The 16,442-nt window shown below is 66.4% G+C and carries 15 protein-coding genes and 1 pseudogene; 8 read left to right on the top strand and 8 right to left on the bottom strand.

The annotated features are described in order from the left end of the window. Window positions 1-24: 24 nt before the first annotated feature. On the top strand, window positions 25-972 hold the full coding sequence (locus tag OUO20_RS14850; protein WP_268002049.1) for a carbohydrate kinase family protein: 948 nt from the start codon (window positions 25-27) through the stop codon (window positions 970-972). Window positions 973-998: 26 nt separating this feature from the next. Beyond that, window positions 999-2,336 (top strand): NosD domain-containing protein, encoded by a 1,338-nt coding sequence (locus OUO20_RS14845; protein ID WP_268002048.1) that lies wholly within the window; start codon window positions 999-1,001, stop codon window positions 2,334-2,336. A 78-nt stretch (window positions 2,337-2,414) separates the two neighbouring features. Here OUO20_RS14845 and OUO20_RS14840 read toward each other — a convergent pair whose 3' ends face one another. Together OUO20_RS14840 and OUO20_RS14835 are read right to left on the bottom strand one after the other, a co-directional pair. Then, the gene (locus OUO20_RS14840; protein ID WP_026266147.1) at window positions 2,415-3,704 is read right to left on the bottom strand and encodes an MFS transporter; all 1,290 of its coding nucleotides are present in this window, start codon (window positions 3,702-3,704) and stop codon (window positions 2,415-2,417) included. Between the two features lie 45 nt (window positions 3,705-3,749). Then, window positions 3,750-5,017 (bottom strand): annotated as a pseudogene (locus OUO20_RS14835) (M20 metallopeptidase family protein). Window positions 5,018-5,154: 137 nt separating this feature from the next. On the opposite strand from OUO20_RS14835, the gene OUO20_RS14830 reads away from it, so the two are divergent. The 6 genes from OUO20_RS14830 to OUO20_RS14805 all read left to right on the top strand — a co-directional run bounded on the left by OUO20_RS14830 (window position 5,155) and on the right by OUO20_RS14805 (window position 10,693). After that, on the top strand, window positions 5,155-6,174 hold the full coding sequence (locus OUO20_RS14830; RefSeq protein WP_018771743.1) for an Lrp/AsnC family transcriptional regulator: 1,020 nt from the start codon (window positions 5,155-5,157) through the stop codon (window positions 6,172-6,174). A 195-nt stretch (window positions 6,175-6,369) separates the two neighbouring features. Beyond that, a complete protein-coding gene (locus OUO20_RS14825; protein ID WP_268002047.1) occupies window positions 6,370-7,821 on the top strand; it encodes a cation:dicarboxylate symporter family transporter in 1,452 nt (483 codons plus the stop codon). Between the two features lie 40 nt (window positions 7,822-7,861). After that, window positions 7,862-8,161, top strand: a complete 300-nt coding sequence (locus OUO20_RS14820; protein WP_026266145.1) for a putative quinol monooxygenase — start codon at window positions 7,862-7,864, stop codon at window positions 8,159-8,161. Between the two features lie 92 nt (window positions 8,162-8,253). Continuing rightward, window positions 8,254-9,132 carry a Rieske 2Fe-2S domain-containing protein gene (locus OUO20_RS14815; RefSeq protein ID WP_134165102.1) on the top strand — a complete coding sequence of 293 codons (879 nt, stop codon included), beginning with the start codon at window positions 8,254-8,256 and terminating at the stop codon, window positions 9,130-9,132. Window positions 9,133-9,283: 151 nt separating this feature from the next. Continuing rightward, on the top strand, window positions 9,284-9,856 hold the full coding sequence (locus OUO20_RS14810; protein WP_268002046.1) for a GyrI-like domain-containing protein: 573 nt from the start codon (window positions 9,284-9,286) through the stop codon (window positions 9,854-9,856). Between the two features lie 3 nt (window positions 9,857-9,859). Next, a complete protein-coding gene (locus OUO20_RS14805; RefSeq protein WP_018771738.1) occupies window positions 9,860-10,693 on the top strand; it encodes an MBL fold metallo-hydrolase in 834 nt (277 codons plus the stop codon). A gap of 86 nt (window positions 10,694-10,779) precedes the next feature. Here OUO20_RS14805 and OUO20_RS21560 read toward each other — a convergent pair whose 3' ends face one another. From OUO20_RS21560 to OUO20_RS14780, 6 genes are all read right to left on the bottom strand, one after another. After that, the gene (locus OUO20_RS21560) at window positions 10,780-11,106 is read right to left on the bottom strand and encodes an HNH endonuclease signature motif containing protein (protein WP_326498043.1); all 327 of its coding nucleotides are present in this window, start codon (window positions 11,104-11,106) and stop codon (window positions 10,780-10,782) included. A 6-nt stretch (window positions 11,107-11,112) separates the two neighbouring features. Then, window positions 11,113-12,252: a DUF222 domain-containing protein gene (locus tag OUO20_RS14800; RefSeq protein WP_326498042.1), complete on the bottom strand. Its 1,140-nt coding sequence runs from the start codon at window positions 12,250-12,252 to the stop codon at window positions 11,113-11,115. A gap of 81 nt (window positions 12,253-12,333) precedes the next feature. Further along, a complete protein-coding gene (locus OUO20_RS14795; protein ID WP_268002045.1) occupies window positions 12,334-13,533 on the bottom strand; it encodes an N-acetylglucosamine-6-phosphate deacetylase in 1,200 nt (399 codons plus the stop codon). 3 nt (window positions 13,534-13,536) lie between these two features. Beyond that, window positions 13,537-14,340 (bottom strand): copper homeostasis protein CutC, encoded by an 804-nt coding sequence (locus OUO20_RS14790; protein WP_268002044.1) that lies wholly within the window; start codon window positions 14,338-14,340, stop codon window positions 13,537-13,539. Then, a complete protein-coding gene (nagB, locus tag OUO20_RS14785) occupies window positions 14,325-15,104 on the bottom strand; it encodes a glucosamine-6-phosphate deaminase (RefSeq protein ID WP_268002043.1) in 780 nt (259 codons plus the stop codon). Before nagB ends, OUO20_RS14790 begins: the two co-directional genes overlap by 16 nt. A 55-nt stretch (window positions 15,105-15,159) precedes the next feature. Continuing rightward, window positions 15,160-16,410, bottom strand: a complete 1,251-nt coding sequence (locus OUO20_RS14780; protein ID WP_268002042.1) for a PTS transporter subunit EIIC — start codon at window positions 16,408-16,410, stop codon at window positions 15,160-15,162. Window positions 16,411-16,442 lie beyond the last annotated feature (32 nt).

Below are 16,442 nucleotides of genomic sequence, written 5' to 3'. Positions count from 1 at the left end.
TCGCCCAACGAAAGGTCCAAAAAGATGCCAACAGTCCAGCAGGCTGCCGACCCAAGGCAGGGCATCGACGTGGTTGTTGTCGGTGAAGCCCTCATGGACATCGTGGTCACGCCGCGGGGCACCGTGGAGCACCCCGGCGGGTCGCCGGCCAATGTGGCCTATGGGCTCGGGCGGCTGGGGGCAAGCACGGCATTGTTCACCTCGATCGGCGACGACCACCACGGCTCCGCCATCGAACAGCACCTCCAAAGCGCGGGAGTCCAACTCCTGCCGGGTTCCCGGGTCCGCGGCGCGACCTCTACGGCCACCGCGGTTCTGGCGTCCGACGGTTCCGCCCAGTACGACTTCAACATACGGTGGGACCTCCCACGGACCGCCCCGGCGGTCCTTCCCAAAATCCTGCACACCGGTTCGATCGCCTCCTTCCTGGCACCGGGAGCGCAAGGAGTCAGGGAGCTCCTTGAGCAGTCCCACGAGCGCTGCGTGGTCACCTACGATCCCAACATCCGCCCTGCCCTGCTCGGCAGCCACTTTGAGGCAAAGACCGTCTTCGAGGAACTTGTTCCGCTCACGGAGGTGGTGAAACTCAGCGATGAGGACGCCCGCTGGCTCTATCCGCGGCTGGCCGTGGATGACATCGCACAGCGAATCGTTGGGCTTGGGGCCGGTCTCGTCGCCGTCACCATGGGCGCGGAAGGATCCCTGCTCACAACAGGTGGCGCACGGGTGGAAGTACCGTCCGTCAGGTCGGCCGTGGTGGACACCATCGGGGCCGGCGACTCGTACATGGCTGCCCTCATCTACGGACTGCTTATGCGCGGAGCAGACGGGCTGGCACCGTCGGTGCTGGAGTCCCTGGGCCGCATGGCATCCAAGGCAGCGGCCATCACGGTGCGCCGCCCAGGGGCCCACCCTCCAACACTGGAGGAACTGCGGGAGGACCTCCCCGAGCATCAGCCGGTGGCCCCATGAACACCACGACACAAAGGGAAGAAGCCATGTCCAGCAACAACTACTACGACGTGACGACGTGGCCTGCCGGCGACCCGTTCGAGGACGTCGGTGAAGTCATCAACAGCATCATCGATGACATCAAGCACCGGCAGGCCGCCACCGATGCGAACAGCGGCGGAAAACCCGGCGCGGTGATCTACATACCGCCGGGGGACTACCGGCTGCGTACCCAGGTGCTGATCGACATCAGCTTCCTCAAGATCCAGGGATCGGGACACGGGTTTACGTCCTCCAGCATCCGGTTCAACGTTCCCGAAGACGACTGGCCCAACCTGCACGAGCTGTGGCCCGGCGGCAGCCGCATCCTGGTGGACATTCCCCTCAGTGGCGGCAGCGGGGAATCCCAAGGCGCCGCCTTCTACGTGGAGCGAACCGGGAGCCCGCGGATCAGCTCGGTGGAGTTCTCCAATTTCTGCATTGACGGGTTGCACTTCAGCCCGGACGGCTCGGGGATGCATCCGGAGAACACGTACGTCAACGGCAAGACTGGCATCCATGTGGCGAACGCGAATGACTCGTTCCGCGTCAACGGCATGGGATTCGTGTACCTCGAGAACGCCCTGACCATCTACAACGCTGATGCGTTTTCCATCCACGACAATTTCATCGCCGAATGCGGAAGCTGCATTGAACTGCGCGGGTGGGGGCAGGCGTCAAAGATCACTGACAACCTGATCGGGGCAGGCTTCAAGGGCCACTCGATCTACGCGGAGAAGCATGGCGGCCTCCTGGTCACCGCAAACAACGTCTTCCCCCGGGGTGCCAGCAGCATCCGTTTCAACGGCGTCACGCGCTCAAGCGTCACCAACAACCGCCTGCATTCGTTCTACCCCGGCATGGTGGTGCTCGAAGCGAACAGTTCGGAAAACCTCGTGGCCACGAACCACTTCCTGCGCGACCATGAGCCATGGACCCCGTTCCAGGGAGTCGGGAACGGACTGGACGACCTCACAGGGCTTCTCTGCGTCAGCGGCAACAGCAACTCGGTGATCGGGAACCACTTTTCCGAGGTCATCGACGCGCACAGCGTCCGGCCGGCCGGCGCCACGCCGGTCATCATCCGGCTGATGGAGGGGGCGGGCAACTTCGTTTCCAACAACCATGTGGTGGCCCTTGACGTTAATGCCTCGTCGAGTGACTCCTGCTTCGAGGCCCAGGTGGGCGCCCTGCTGGCCACTGGCGCTGCCGACGGCCTCGCCGTGACGGCCGTCGTGGTCGATTCCGCGTCAACGCGGAACACCATCCTTGATTCCGGAACTGACGCCCAAATCAGCGCTGACAGGGCCGCGAATGCCGTCAGGGCCACCCCAACGGCCGGCTGACAACGACAAGCCGGCTGACAACGACAAGAGGTCCCCGGCGCCGGAATGCTCGCCGGGGACCTCTTGGCAGCGGGACGGTCAGTGCGTCAGGTCCTTGCCCTTGGTCTCAGGGATGGTGAACACAAATGCCGCGCTGACCACCAGCAGCAGCACTGCGTACGCATTGAACACCTGCGGCGCGCCAAGCGAGGAACCCAGCCACTGCTGCAGGTAAGGGGCGGTGCCACCGAACAGGGCCACGCAGATGGAGTAGGGGACGCCCACGCCTACGGTGCGGATGGACGTTGGGAACAGCTCGGCGTACACGGCGGGGACGATGGCTGCGCTCGCGGCGATGAACACCAGCATCACGGACATGGACACCGCCAGCTGCCAGGCCGAATCCTTCAGGAGCCAGGTCATGGGGAAGTGCAGCACTGCCGAGCCGATGGCGCCGGCCCAGAGGACTTTCTTGCGGCCGATGCGGTCGGACAGCTTGCCCCATACCGGCAGCGCGGCGATGAAGACGATATTCGCGATGACGCCGGCCCACAATGCCTCGCCGCGGTCGATCTTCAGGGCGGTGGTGGCGTAGCTCGGTGCCACGACGCCCCAGATGTAATAAATGACCGTGAGGCCCACGGTCAGGCCGATGACCTGCAGCGCCTGCTTGCGGTAGCGGACAATCTGCGGCCAGATCCGCGCGCGCTTTTCGGTGACGGCTTCGCCCTGGAAGGCCTCGGTTTCGTGCAGCCGCGACCGCATGATCAGCGCGTACAGGCCCATGGCGGCACCGATGAGGAACGGCACTCGCCAGCCCCACGCGTTCATCGCCTCGGTGCTCAGGGCCATGTTCAGCACGGCTCCCAGCAGCGTGCCGAAGAGGATGCCCACCGTCCCCGACGTGTAGATCAGGGTGGCCCAGAAGCCGCGGTGCTCCTTGGGAGCCATCTCGGACAGATACGTTTGCGACGACGGCAGCTCACCGCCGTGCGCCAGGCCCTGCACCAGCCGGGCCACCAGCAGCATCAGGGAAGCGAACGCCCCGACGCTGGCAAAGGTGGGGGCGACGCCGATCATCAGGCTGCCCAGCGACGCGAGGCCGACGGCGAGCGTCATCGACGTCTTGCGGCCCACCCGGTCGCCGATCCAGCCGAAGAGGAAGCCGCCGAAGGGCCGGGCCACGAAGCCCACGGCGAAGATCGCCAGCGTGGACAGGACGGCCGATGCCGGGTCCGCTTTGCTGAACAGCTGGCTGGCAATGAACGGGGTAAACGTGGCGTAGATGGCCCAGTCGTACCACTCAACGGCGTTGCCGATGCCGGTGCCGACGACGGTCTTGGCGGTGGACATGCGTCCAGTCTGTGGCTTGGTTGCTGCAACGGACATGGTCTTCTTCCTGGTGGGTTGGGGCATGGTGGCGGTGCTGCCGGGCTAGGAGGCCTGCGAAAGGGCGGCCAGCCGGGAGATGGCGAGTTCCGCATAGAGGGCGGCCCCGTCAGCCAGCACGCCGTCGTGGAACGTTGCGTAGGGTGAATGGTTGAACGGCGAGGTTGCCGGATCGCCGCCCGGGGCCACGGCGCTGAGCCCCACAAAGGTGCCCGGTACCTCTTCGAGGACCCGGGAGAAGTCCTCCGAGCCGCTGAGGGGGTGGCCCAGCGCGAGAGGCGGCGCTCGCCGAAGAGCTCGGTGATCACCTTTTCGGCGGTGTGGGTTTCGTCCTCGCTGGTGATGGTGAGGGGATACTCCTGCAGGTAGTCGACGGCGACCTCCACCCCATGCGCGGCGGCGATTCCCTTGAGCAGGCGCGGCACGGCGTCCATCATCTTCAGGCGCGATGCTTCGGAGAACGTCCGGATGGTGGCCTCGATGCGGGCCGATTCGGGGATGACGTTCCGTTTGGTGCCGGCATGGAGCACGCCCACGGACAGGACCACGGGATCGAACATGTTGAACTGCCGGGTGACCATGACCTGCAGGGCAGTCACCATCTCTGCCGCCACGGTCACCGGATCCTTCGCCGAGTGCGGGGCCGAGCCGTGGCCGCCGGCGCCCAGCACCGTGACTTCAAGCCCGTCGGAGGCGCTGAGCATGACGCCGGGCTTGGTGCAGAAAGTGCCATGCGGTTCCAGTGAGGAGAACACGTGCATGCCGTAGGCCGCCTGGACGCGCGTGCCCGCGGCGTCCAGGACACCTTCCCGGAGCATGTAGCTGGCGCCGTCGAACCCTTCCTCACCCGGCTGGAACATGAGGACGACGTCGCCACGGAGTTGGTGCCTCTTCTCGGCCAAAAGGGTGGCGGCACCGGCGAGCATGGAGGTGTGCAGGTCGTGGCCACACGCGTGCATGGCACCGTCAGCCTGGGAGGTGAAGTCCACGCCGGTCTTCTCCTGGACAGGCAACCCGTCCATGTCGGCGCGAAGCAGGACGGCGGGGCGGACCGCGCTGTCCCCGGCATGGCTGTCCCCGGCACTGCTGCCGCCGTTCCCCTGCTCCCCGCCCGGGTGCCCGCCGCGCAGGACCGCGGTGACCGAACTCGTGTCCTTGCCCAGCGTGATCTCGTAGGGAAGTCCGTCCAGCGCCTGAAGGACCCGCTCCTGGGTGCGGGGGAGGTGCAGGCCAATTTCCGGCTGCCGGTGCAGGTCGTGGCGGAGCCGGATGAGGTCTTCCTGCAGGTCCTTGGCGTCGTCGGTTATGGGCACGTGTCACTCCTTGGAAATAGGCATCAGGGCTTGTGGACTATTCTGAAGTGGCGTGGTTCACATCAGACAAAAGCGCTGGAATTATTCGTGGAATGCCGTTTGCGGGCAGAATTCGCGCATCAAAGAAAGGTGGTCCGATGGAGCTCAGTGAGGATGACCTTGCCCTGATCCAGGTCCTGCAGGCCGCGCCGCGCCTGGGGTGGACGGACGCTGCCAAGGTACTGGACGAGCATGCCACCACGCTGGCGGCCCGCTGGGAGCGCCTTACGGAAAGCGGGGCGGCGTGGGTGACGGCGCACCTGGCGGGTGACCCGAAGCAGATGCTCCTGGCCTACGTGGCGGTGGACTGCGAAATGAACCGCCGGGACAGTGTCACGGCGGAACTGGCTGCTGTTCCCGAGATCGTGACGGTGGAGGAGGCGGCCAGCAACCGCGACCTGATGCTGACCGTCATCACACGTTCACTGGAGGAGTTCAGCGACAAGATCATTACCCGCCTCAAAGCGGTTGAGGGGCTCACAAAATACCAGGTGGCCCTGTGCACCCGGCTGCACAGCAGTGGCGACGACTGGCGGTTGAATGTCCTGAGCCGTTCACAGTTGGCCACGCTGCGCACGCTTGGCTCCCCGGCTGTTCCGGATTCCGCTCGGCCCGGCCACCTTCCGCAGAGCCACCTCGACCTGCTGCCGTTCCTTGCCAGGGACGGCCGCGCGACGGCGGCTGGGATGGCCCGCTCCCTCGGACGGCACCCGGCAACCGTGCAGCGTCAGTTGAACCGCGTGCTGGCAAGCGGCATCCTGTCGTTCCGCTGCGAGATCGCCCAGCGGTATTCGTCGTTTCCGGTGACCTGCCAGTGGTTTGTCAACGTACCAGCGGGCCAGCATGAGGCGGCTGCCGCCGGGATCCGCACCATCAGCAATGTCCGGTTGAGTGCCTCCACCACCGGGCCCACCAACTTTGTCATCATCATGTGGCTCCACACGCTGGCGGATGTCATGTCCGCCGAACTGGCGCTGCAGCAGAAGGTGCCGGGCATCGAGATCGTGGAAAGTGCGGTGATGCTGCGCACCGTCAAGCGGGTGGGCTGGATGCTGAAGGAAGACACGACGGCGAGTGGCGCCGTCGTGCATGCCGGAAGCCTGGGTGCCGCGGAGTGAGCGGGCATTGCGCCGCAACAGCGCACACGTCCCCTGGATAGCACGCTTCATCTTTAATAGTTCCGCATTACGGATTTATCTTTCCGGAAACATCCGTTTCCTACCGTTGGGGTGATCCTGCGGCGTCCGATGGCGCCGCCGTCCGAAGCAGGCGTCCTCCTGGATGACGTCCTCCCTAACGAACAGGCACCCCGCATGAATACCACCGCGCCCGCACCGCAGCCGCAAGTTCCGGCATCCGCGCCACGCACGAAACCGCTGTACAGGTCCCTCTTCGTCCAGATCCTCGCGGCGGTGGTGGCGGGTATCCTGGTGGGCCACTTCTGGCCGGACCTCGGCGCAGGGCTCCGTCCGCTGGGCGACGGCTTCATCCAGCTGATCAAGATGATCATCGCGCCGCTGATTTTCCTGGTCATCGTCACCGGCATCGCCGCGGTCAGCGACGTGAAGGCCGTGGGCCGGGTGGGTATCAAGGCCCTGGCCTACTTCACGGGTGCCACCCTGTTCGCGCTGGTCTTCGGGCTGGTGGTGGGGAACCTGGTGCAGCCGGGAGCCGGGCTCAACATCGACCCCGCAACCCTGTCCCAGGATGCCCTCAATGCCAAAACCGCCACCGCCCCGCCCAAGGATGCCGGAGCCTTCCTGCTGGGCATCATCCCCACCAGCGTCATTGGCGCCTTTGCCGGCAACAACCTCCTGCAGGTCCTGTGCTTCTCCGTGTTCTTCGGGGCGGCGATCGTCGTCGTCGGACGTGAACGCTGCCTGCCGGTGATCACCCTGATGGAAACGGTGCTGGAACTGTTCTTCAAGATCATGGCCTGGGTGATGCGGGCAGCGCCGGTGGGTGCCTTCGGTGCCATGGCCTTCATCATCGGCCAGTACGGCCTCGATTCCCTGGGGACGTACGCTGTGCTGATTGCGGCCTGTTACGGCGCCGCGGTGGCATTCATCGGGCTGCTGTTCGTGGTGGCGTGGGCCTACCCGCGGGTGCCGCTGTGGCAGTTCATGAAATATACGCGCGAGGAGTTCCTCCTGGCGCTGGGGACGGCGTCCACGGAGTCCGTACTGCCCCGGATCATGACCAAGCTGACCAACGCCGGCTGCTCGCGTGCCACCACCGGGCTGGTGGTTCCCACCGGCTACTCCTTCAACCTTGACGGGGCCGCCCTGTACCTCTCCATCTCGCTGCTTTTCCTGGCGCAGGCATTTGGCTACAACCTGGACCTGGGCCAGCAGTTGGCGGCCCTGGGAGTCCTGATGCTGACATCCAAGGGCATGGCGGGCGTTCCCGGTTCCGCCTTCCTGGCCCTTTCCGCCACCGCGGGGGCGCTGGGCATCTTCCCGGTGGCCGGCGTCGCGCTGCTGCTGGGCGCCGACCGGCTGATGGACTCCATGCGCGTCGTGGTGAACCTGCTGGGAAACTGCGTGGCCACCTTTGTCGTGGCCAAGTGGGAAGGGCAGTTCGACCGCGCCGCCATGTTGCGTGCATTTGCCGGTGAAGGTACGACGGCGGAAGCGGCCGGGCAGCCAGCCCCCACCAAGGTGCCGCAAGAGGAAGCGCCGCGCTCCGCCGTCGGGCCTGCCCACCAAAGCGCTGTGTCAGGCGGCGTCCCTGCGGAGCCCGCCGCGCCGGCGGTGGTCCCGTAGGTTCACCACCTCCTTCAGCCCCATGCTGCACAATGTCCCCATGACGTTTGCCAATGTGGGACTTCTTGGAACCAAGCCAGGCCAGCGCGACGCCCTCGTGGCCATCCTGCTCCGGCCCAAGCCCGGGATGAAGGAAGCCGGCTGCCTTCTCTATGAGGTGGGCATCAACGATGACCTGCCGGACACCGTCTTTGTTTCCGAACTCTGGGAATCCGCGGAAGCGCACCAGGCGTCGCTGGAACTGGCCAGCACGCGCGCCGCAATCGCCGAGGCGATGCCGCTGCTCTCAGGGGAGATGGGAGGCCACCGGTTTGCCGTTGTGGGGTCACCCCTGCGCTGACGGCGCCGGAGGCAGCCTGCCCAATAAACAGGTTTCCTGGACAGGGTGTTCTGTGATGAGTGGATTGCGGCGATTGGGGTAAGGGAGGACACATGAAACCGTTGCCCGCACTTGAGCTTGTCACCCGTTTCGAAGATGCCGAATGGCTTGACCCGTTGGCCAGGACTGTCCGGAAAGCCGTCAAGAAAGTCATTAAGCCCCAGTGGGCCCGGGACATCCTGCACGGCGTCCCCATCGGCCACCCGGTCCACCCCCTCGCTGTCCAGGTGCCGATTGGCGCCTGGGTCTCGGCGGGCGTGCTTGATGCCGTTCCCGGTGGCGAAAAAGCTGCCAGGTTGTTGATCGGTGTGGGCACCGCAAGCGTGCTTCCGTCCGCGCTGGCCGGGCTCATGGACTGGTCGCAGCTGCACCCGCAGCAGCAGCGGGTGGGCCTGGTGCACGCGGCGGCCAACGTCACGGCAACCGGCCTCTACATTGCATCACTCGTCCAGCGGGCCAGGGGCGGCCAGGGCGGCGGCAAGGTGCTTGCGTACCTGGGGCTCGCCACTGTGGGCGCCGGCGGGTTCCTTGGCGGGCACCTGACCTACCGCCAAGCCGCAGGGGTCAACCACAGCGAGGAGATTCCGCACCGCTTTCCCTCCGGCTGGCATCCGCTGTCCCCGCTGGCCGAACTGCCGGAGGGCGGCCTCCATAAGCGCGTCGTGGCCGGTATTCCGCTGCTGGTCCACCGCGAGGGCACCACCATCAATGTGCTGTCCGATGTCTGCAGCCACCTTTCCGGACCGCTTCACGAAGGCAAGATCAAGGACGTCGGCGGGGACGCATGCGTGGTCTGCCCCTGGCACCGGAGCACGTTCGCACTGCGCACGGGCGAAGTGAAGGCCGGTCCCGCCACGTCCAGGCAGCCGGTCTTCGAAACGCGCGTCACCGGGGACACCGTAGAAGTGTGCCTGCCCGGGGCCGACGGGTAGTGCGGGCGGACGGGTAGTAAGGACATTCGGCCCTACTGGCTGCTGTCACGCCGGGGAAAACTGGCTCCATGGGTTGGCTGCGTGTACGGTGAGTGACCTCCGGCAGGACATTGCGTCTCTCTACAAAACCCGCAAAGGAACTGTCGACTTCGTGGACATTCCTCCGCTGCTCTTCGCTGTCGTCCAGGGTCAAGGGGACCCTGATGGGCCAGCATTCGCCGGGGCGGTGCAGGCGTTGTTTACCGTCAGCTACGCGGCACACTTTGGTCTTAAGAAGCAGTCCGGTGAGGTGACAAAAGTGATGCCCCTCGAAGCCTTGTGGTGGTTCGAGGACCCGGATCACACGGAGCCGACGGAAGCCGTGAGCGCAGGCTTCACGGGACTCGGGGGCTTTGCCCGGGAGTCATGGCGCTGGCAGGCCATGATGGTGCAGCCTGAACCGATCGATGAAGCCCTTCTTGAGCGGGCCGTGGAAGAAGCCCGTCCCAAAGGGCTTCCCAGTTTGGAGTTGGTCCGCTTCGAGCGTTGGGAAGAGGGCCGCTGCGCGCAGGCGCTCCATATCGGTCCCTACGCGGATGAAGGCCAGACCATCGCCCTTCTGGACGCGGCCATCACGGCCGCCGGATTGAAGGTCCGGGGGCGGCACCATGAGATCTACCTCGGCGATCCGCGACGCAGCGCACCGGAAAAGCTGCGCACTTTGCTTCGCCACCCAGTGGTGTGATTCATGATGGTGCGGATTTCAGAACCACGGGAGATTGCCTCCGGAGTGGTCCTCATGACCACCGGTTCAGGGCCCATGGCCTCAAATCTCTACCTTGTGAGGTCAGGTTCCGCGTGGGTGATGGTTGACTGCGGATGGGCGGCCAGTGCGGAGCCGGTCCGCAAGGCTGTGGAAGACATGCTCGGATCCGGGACTGCGCCCGCAGCCATCTTCCTGACGCACATCCATCCCGACCACTCGGGCGCTGCCGGGGCCCTGGCACGGCGGTGGGACATCCCGGTGTTCGTCCACCAGGCTGAATTGCCCATGGCTGCCGGGCGGTACATCCCTGAGTTCTCCATGCCGTTGGACCGGTGGCTCATCGCCCCGTTCCTGTGGTCCCTGCCGGCCCGTGCACGCCGGCGGGTTGAAGCAGCCGGCGACATCACCGACGTGGTGCAGAGCCTGCCCCGGGACGGAAAAATGCCAGGTTTACCCGAGTGGGTCGCCGTCCCAACGCCCGGCCACACTGCCGGACACGTGGCCTACTGGCGATCCCGCGACGGTGTCCTGATCACTGGTGATGCTGTTGTGACGGTCAACTTGAACTCGATTCGCGGGCTCCTGCCGGGAAGACAGGATCTGTCCGGGCCTCCCTGGTACACCACGTGGAACTGGAAGCTGGCCATGGAATCAGCCAGGCGCCTGGCGGAGCTGGGCCCACGGTTGCTGGCACCCGGGCACGGACCGCCCCTGGCCATGGGGGTGGTGCCCCGGCTCCGGGCCCTGGCCGCCAGGGAGCGTGCCTTGCGGATTCCACTTCGTCGCCGCCTTGGGGGAGCGCCCGAGGCTGCATAGCCACATGGGCGTCGGCAGTAAACCAGGTATGCGTAACCGCTGCTCCGCCGCAGCCTGACAGTCAGTCTCAACCTACGTGGCCAGTCTTAGACGGCGAGGCGCTCCAGGAGCGCTTCCTCTAGGAGGCTTCGTTGCCCCGGGAGGGTGCCTGGTGGCCAGTGGGTTGGTCCGGGGTCTTGGTGTTCGGGGTTGTAGTGGCGGCCGGTGGGTGAGGTCCAGCCGGGCGGTCCGTTGTTGGTGGCGGGGTCGGGGGTCCAGGTGCGGGCGTGTTTCAAGCGGTGATGTTTGGGGCATAGCTGGGCCAGGTTCCGGACGGCTGTTCTGCCGCCGTGTTCCCAGGCTGTGAGGTGGTCGGTGTGGTTGTCGGGGGTGTGGTTGGTGCAGCCGGGGAAGGTGCATTTCCGGTCCCGCATGCGGATCTATTGTTTGATGGTTTCGGGGAGCCGGTAGCGGGTGCGTCCGATCTCCAGGGGTGCCCCGTCGCGGGGGTCGACCAGGACCCGGTAGAACGACTCCGCCCCGTCCGCGACAAGCCTCCGCGCCATCGACGCCGGGATCGGGCCCATGCCGTCCAGCACGGCCGGCTCATCGGTGAGTCCGAGCAGCGCGAACACCGGCACGGTGACCAGGACATCGGCCCGCGGGGTGGGAACCTTGCCAACACCACCGCTACTCCCGGTAGTTGTTCCCGCAGGATCACCCGTGGCCGTGGTGTTTCCTGCGCCGAGGAGGAGTGCTGCTGCGATGTCGGGGCGGAGTTGGGTGAGGGTGCGGGGCTCGTTAGGGCCTTGGAGGCCGTGGGCGGTGGCGGTGGTGCGGTTCCAGATGGCGCAGGCGGTGTCGCCGGGGAGGTAGAGCGAGAGCCAGGCCATGCCGTCGCGGTCCGGGGTGTATTCCATCCGCCGGTCCGCGACGCCTTTGGCGTGGCGTTTTTCGAGGGTTTCGGGGTGGCGGCGTTCCCGCCAGGCGCGGACCTTCGCGCGGAACCGGGCGGGCACCAGTTCACCGGCCGCGGCGCCGCGGGCGGGGTTGGGGGCGTCGGGGTCGAAGAAGTGCGCCACTAAGGCAGCAGCCCCGTCCGGGGTGAGCCCCTCGGTTTCATCGGCGACAATCCTGGCATGCTGCCACGACACCGACCCAGACGACAATGCACCCATCACCCGCGGCAATGAACACATCCGCCGGGACTGCTCCACCAAAGCACCCGCCGCCCCAGAACTCACTGTCAGGACACCGGCGATCTCCTCCACCGCGGACATCTCCGAAAACATGCGCTCATCCACCGGGGCGTCAGGGGCAAGCAGTGCCTGCTGGAAACCGACGCACTCCGCCGCATCGCGCGCCTTGACCGCCGCGAGCTGAGCCTCCAACCGCCACACGGCCGCCAACCGCTCCAGACACAACTCGTACCGCCGCTGCAACACATCAACAGCGGCACCTGCGACGGCCCCCAAACCAGCTGAATCGAGGGAAGCGTCTTCCAGAACCAGTACATCCAACGCAGCAACGGAGGCACGAACGCCCTCCATCACCGCCGCCAGGTCAGTACTGATTTCCATAAAAACATCGTCCTACGAGGCACTGACAATAATAGGTCGTGGGTAGGCCACGGCAGCAGACGCCCATCGCCGCAATGCAGCTCAGCCGGGTGCGGTGACCCATTCGCCGCTTCGCAGCACTGCCTTCAGGTTCAGGTCCTGGTCAAGAACGACGACGTCGGCCTGCATTCCGGCGCGCAGGTCGCCCGCATACGCCGAGAGACCCAGCAACGATGCCGGGACTGCCGACGCGGAGGTGACGGCATCCCGCAACGGAACTCCGGCAGCAACGCAGGAGCGGATGACGTCCAGCAACGTGCTGGTGCCGCCGGCAATGGCGCCAGTGGCGTCAACCCGGGCTACGCCGCCGGCAACTGTGACGGAGAGGGACCCCAGCCTGTACTGTCCGTCCTCCAGCCCGGTGGCGGCCATCGAATCGGTCACCAGCGTGATGTTGTGCGGCCCCACAAGGTCAAACACCAACTTCACGGTTTCCGGTGCCAGATGCACGCCATCGGCAATCAGCTCCACCACAGCCTGCCCGGCCTTGGCTGCGCTGAGGCTCGCCGATACTGGCCCGGGGGAGCGGTGGTGAAGCGGAGGCATGGCATTGAACAGGTGGGTTACCGTTGGGCGGTTCCTGCCGGTGGAATTGCCGGCCGAGTCCAAAGCCGCGGCCGCGCGCGACAAGAAGGCTGCCGCTGTCGCATGGTCCGCGGCGGTGTGGCCCAGGGATGGGATGATGCCGCGGGCCGCAAGCAGGGCGGCAAGTTCGGAGGCGCCGGGCAGCTCGGCCGCCAAGGTCATGGAGGCCAGGGTTGGCCCTGCCGCGGCCAGCATGCGGGCCACCACCTCAGGATCCGGTTCCAGGAGCAGGACGGGATCGTGCGCGCCACACTGCTGGCCTGAGAGGAATGGACCTTCCAGGTGCGATCCGGCAATCAGCCCCAGGCCTGCCAGCTCCCGCAGTATCTCCAGGTTCCGGACCAGGTCCCCGGGCTCTCCGGTAACCAGGCTGGCCAGCAGCGTGGTGGTCCCACGGCTGTGCAGGTAGCGTGCCGCCCGCTCGGCGCCGTCGGGATCGCCCTCCGAGAAATCCGAACCGTAGGCGCCATGGCAGTGCACGTCCACCAGTCCGGGCACCAGGATGCGTCTGGCGGGTGCGTCCGGCGGAAGTACCCCGGGGAAGTCCTGCGCCGGGCCCGCGAAGGTGACCAGGCCGCCGTCGGCCGCCACCACCCCGTCCGCAATATCCAGCGAGGCGGTGACGATGCGGCCGCGAAGAAACAGTTCCTTGCCCATCGTTTACCGTCCTTCGTTCGTGGGTTGGGGCAGCGGCACGGCCGCCACGGCGGCAGCCATGCGGGCGGCCAGTCCGTGGTCCGCGGCGCCGGCGCGGTCCCCGCCCGCCCCGCCCCCTTGCCGGGGCCGCGCCGAGGTGTGCACGGCATGGACTCCCGCTTCAAGGAGCGACGGTACCAGCGCCAGGGTGACACCCCCACCGGCCATGATCTGGACCGAGGGAGCACTCCGGCGTCCCTGCCGCACAATCCTGCGCAGCATCTCCAGCCCCGCGGCGCAGTCGGGGGCCCCACCACTGGTGAGGACCCGGTCCACCCCTGCGTGCTCCAGCCGGGAGAGCGCCCCGGCAGGGTCCAGGCCGGCGGCCAGGGCTGCGTCGAACGCGCGGTGGAACGTGACTTCGGCATCCGGCCTCACGGCCCGCGCTGCTGCCGCAATGTGCCGGATTGCCTGGACATCCGGGCCGCCGTCGGATGCCAGGACACCAACCACCACGCCCGCGGCTCCGGCACCCAAAGCCGCAGCGGCATCGCGCTCAATGACATCAAGCTCGCCGGGCGAATAGGTGAAGTTGCCCGGCCGCGGACGCACCAGGACATGGACGGGAAGGCCCAGGCCGCACGCCTGCCCGATGGTGCCGATGCTTGGCGTGACGCCCTCTGTCTCCGCCAGGGCGGCGCACAGTTCAACCCGGGCCGCGCCCACGGCGGCGGCCAGCCGGACGCCGTCGGCATTCTCCACGGCCAGCTCAAACTGCGGCGCGGTGCATTCCACGGACACCAGCCCGCGGCTTAGAGTCCCTGCCATGCCGGCTTCCGGCCGAAGGTGTCTTGGTAATACTCGCGGTGGGCGAGCCGGGAGGCTGCGGCCTCGTCCACCAGTACCGAGACGTGCGGGTGCAGCTGGAGGGCCGACGCCGGGCAGATGGCCGCTACGGGACCTTCGACGGCGGCAGCCACAGCCTCTGCCTTGGCCTCCCCCATGGCCAGCAGCAGCAGGTGCCGGGCCTCACGGATGGTTCCCAGGCCCTGGGTCAGCACATGGTCCGGCACCTCCTCCGGTGCATCAAAGAAGCGGGCGTTGTCCAGGCGCGTCTGCCGGGTGAGCGTCTTGATCCGCGTACGGGAGGCCAGCGAGGACATGGGTTCATTGAAGCCCACATGGCCATCCGTCCCGATGCCCAGAATCTGGATATCCACGCCGCCCGCGGCGGCGATCCGGGCCTCGTAAGCGGCGGCCTCCGCCTGCGGATCCCGGGCCATGCCGTCCAGTCCGTGGACCGCGCCGTCGCCGAAGTCCACGCTGGTCGTGAATTCTTCCCGGATGACCGAGTGGTATGACTGCGGATGCCCGGCAGGCAGTCCCACGTACTCGTCCAGCAGGAACGCCTGGGCCTGCGCGAAGCTCAGGCCGCCGCTGCGGTGCCGTTCGATAAGTTCCTGGTAGGTGCCCAGCGGGGTGGACCCGGTGGCCAGTCCCAGGACGGACGGGCCGCGGCGGACTTGGTCCTCGATGGCATCAGCGGCCGTGCGGGCCACGTCGTCAGGGGTGGGAAGGATGATGATTTCCATGCGCTCTGGGTGCTTCCGGTTGCAGTTGCGGGAGATGGGGATGAAAACGGTGGCGCTACTTGGCGGCGTCGGTCTCCACGGTGACTTCGTCGTCCTCGCGGCCGGGGGTGCGCAGATTCCAGCGCTTGATGACGAAGGAGAAGAGGAAGTAGTAGATCGCCGCGTAGCCAAGTCCTATGGGGATGAGCAGCCAGCCGTTCTGTGATTTGCCGAAGTTGAGGACAAAGTCGATCAGGCCTGCAGAGAATGTGAACCCGTGATGGATTCCCAGCGCGTTGACCAGGGCCATGGACGTTCCGGTCAGGACGGCGTGGACGATGTAGAGCGGGAAAGCCACGAACATGAAGGAGTACTCAAGCGGTTCGGTGATGCCGGTGAAGAAGGCGGTCAGTGCGGTGGAGAGCATGATGCCGCCGACGATCTTCTTCTGCGAGGGCTTGGCGTGGCGCCAGATGGCAAGCGCTGCTGCAGGCAGGCCGAACATCATGATGGGGAAGAAGCCGGTCATGAAGATGCCCGCGCTGGGGTCTCCGGCGAAGAAGCGGTTGAGGTCACCGCGGACCAGGTGGCCCGAGGCGTCGGTGTAGTCGCCGATGAGGAACCAGACGCCGGAGTTCAGGATGTGGTGCAGTCCCGCGGGGATCAACATGCGGTTGGCGAAGCCGTAGATGCCGCCGCCGGCAACAGCATTGCTGGCCACGGCCTGGCCCACCGCGGAAAGGCCGGCGTTGAAGAGCGGGTAGGCCAAGGCAAGGACGACGCCGGCTACCAGGCTGGAAACGGAGGTCAGGATGGGCACCAGGCGGCGGCCGCTGAAGAATCCAAGGAAGTCCGGCAGTTTTGTGCGGTAGAAGCGCTGCCACAGCGATGCGGAAAGCAGGCCCACCACAATGCCGGCCAGGACGCCGTAATTGATCATCGCCTGCTTGCCGGCCGGGTCAACCTGTCCTGCCAGGACCAGCGGGGACATGGCCTTGAAGACGCCGTCGATCACCATGTAGCCAACGACGGCGGCCAAAGCAGTGGAACCATCGGCCTTCTTGGCCCAGCCGATGGCAATGCCCACCGCAAAAATGAGCGGCAGCCAGGTGAAGACCGCATTGCCGGCTGCGGAGATGACGGCGGCGCCGCCTTCGAATCCAGGAATGGCGCCAAGCAGGTCGGCCTGGCCAATGCGCAGCAGGATGCCTGCGGCGGGAAGAACGGCGATGGGCAGCATCAGGGTGCGGCCCAGGCGCTGCAGTGTGGCAAACGCCTTGTTTGGCTTCTTTTCGGGAGCCATGGCGGCGGTCTCGGATGTTGACATGGTTGCACCTCTGCGGGTTCGGGTGGGGCTTG

Origin of the sequence: Arthrobacter sp. FX8 (assembly GCF_026723805.1) — a bacterium.
GTDB lineage: Bacteria > Actinomycetota > Actinomycetes > Actinomycetales > Micrococcaceae > Arthrobacter.
Note: the sequence above shows the minus strand (reverse complement) of the source record. Positions and strands in the feature narration are given on the sequence as shown.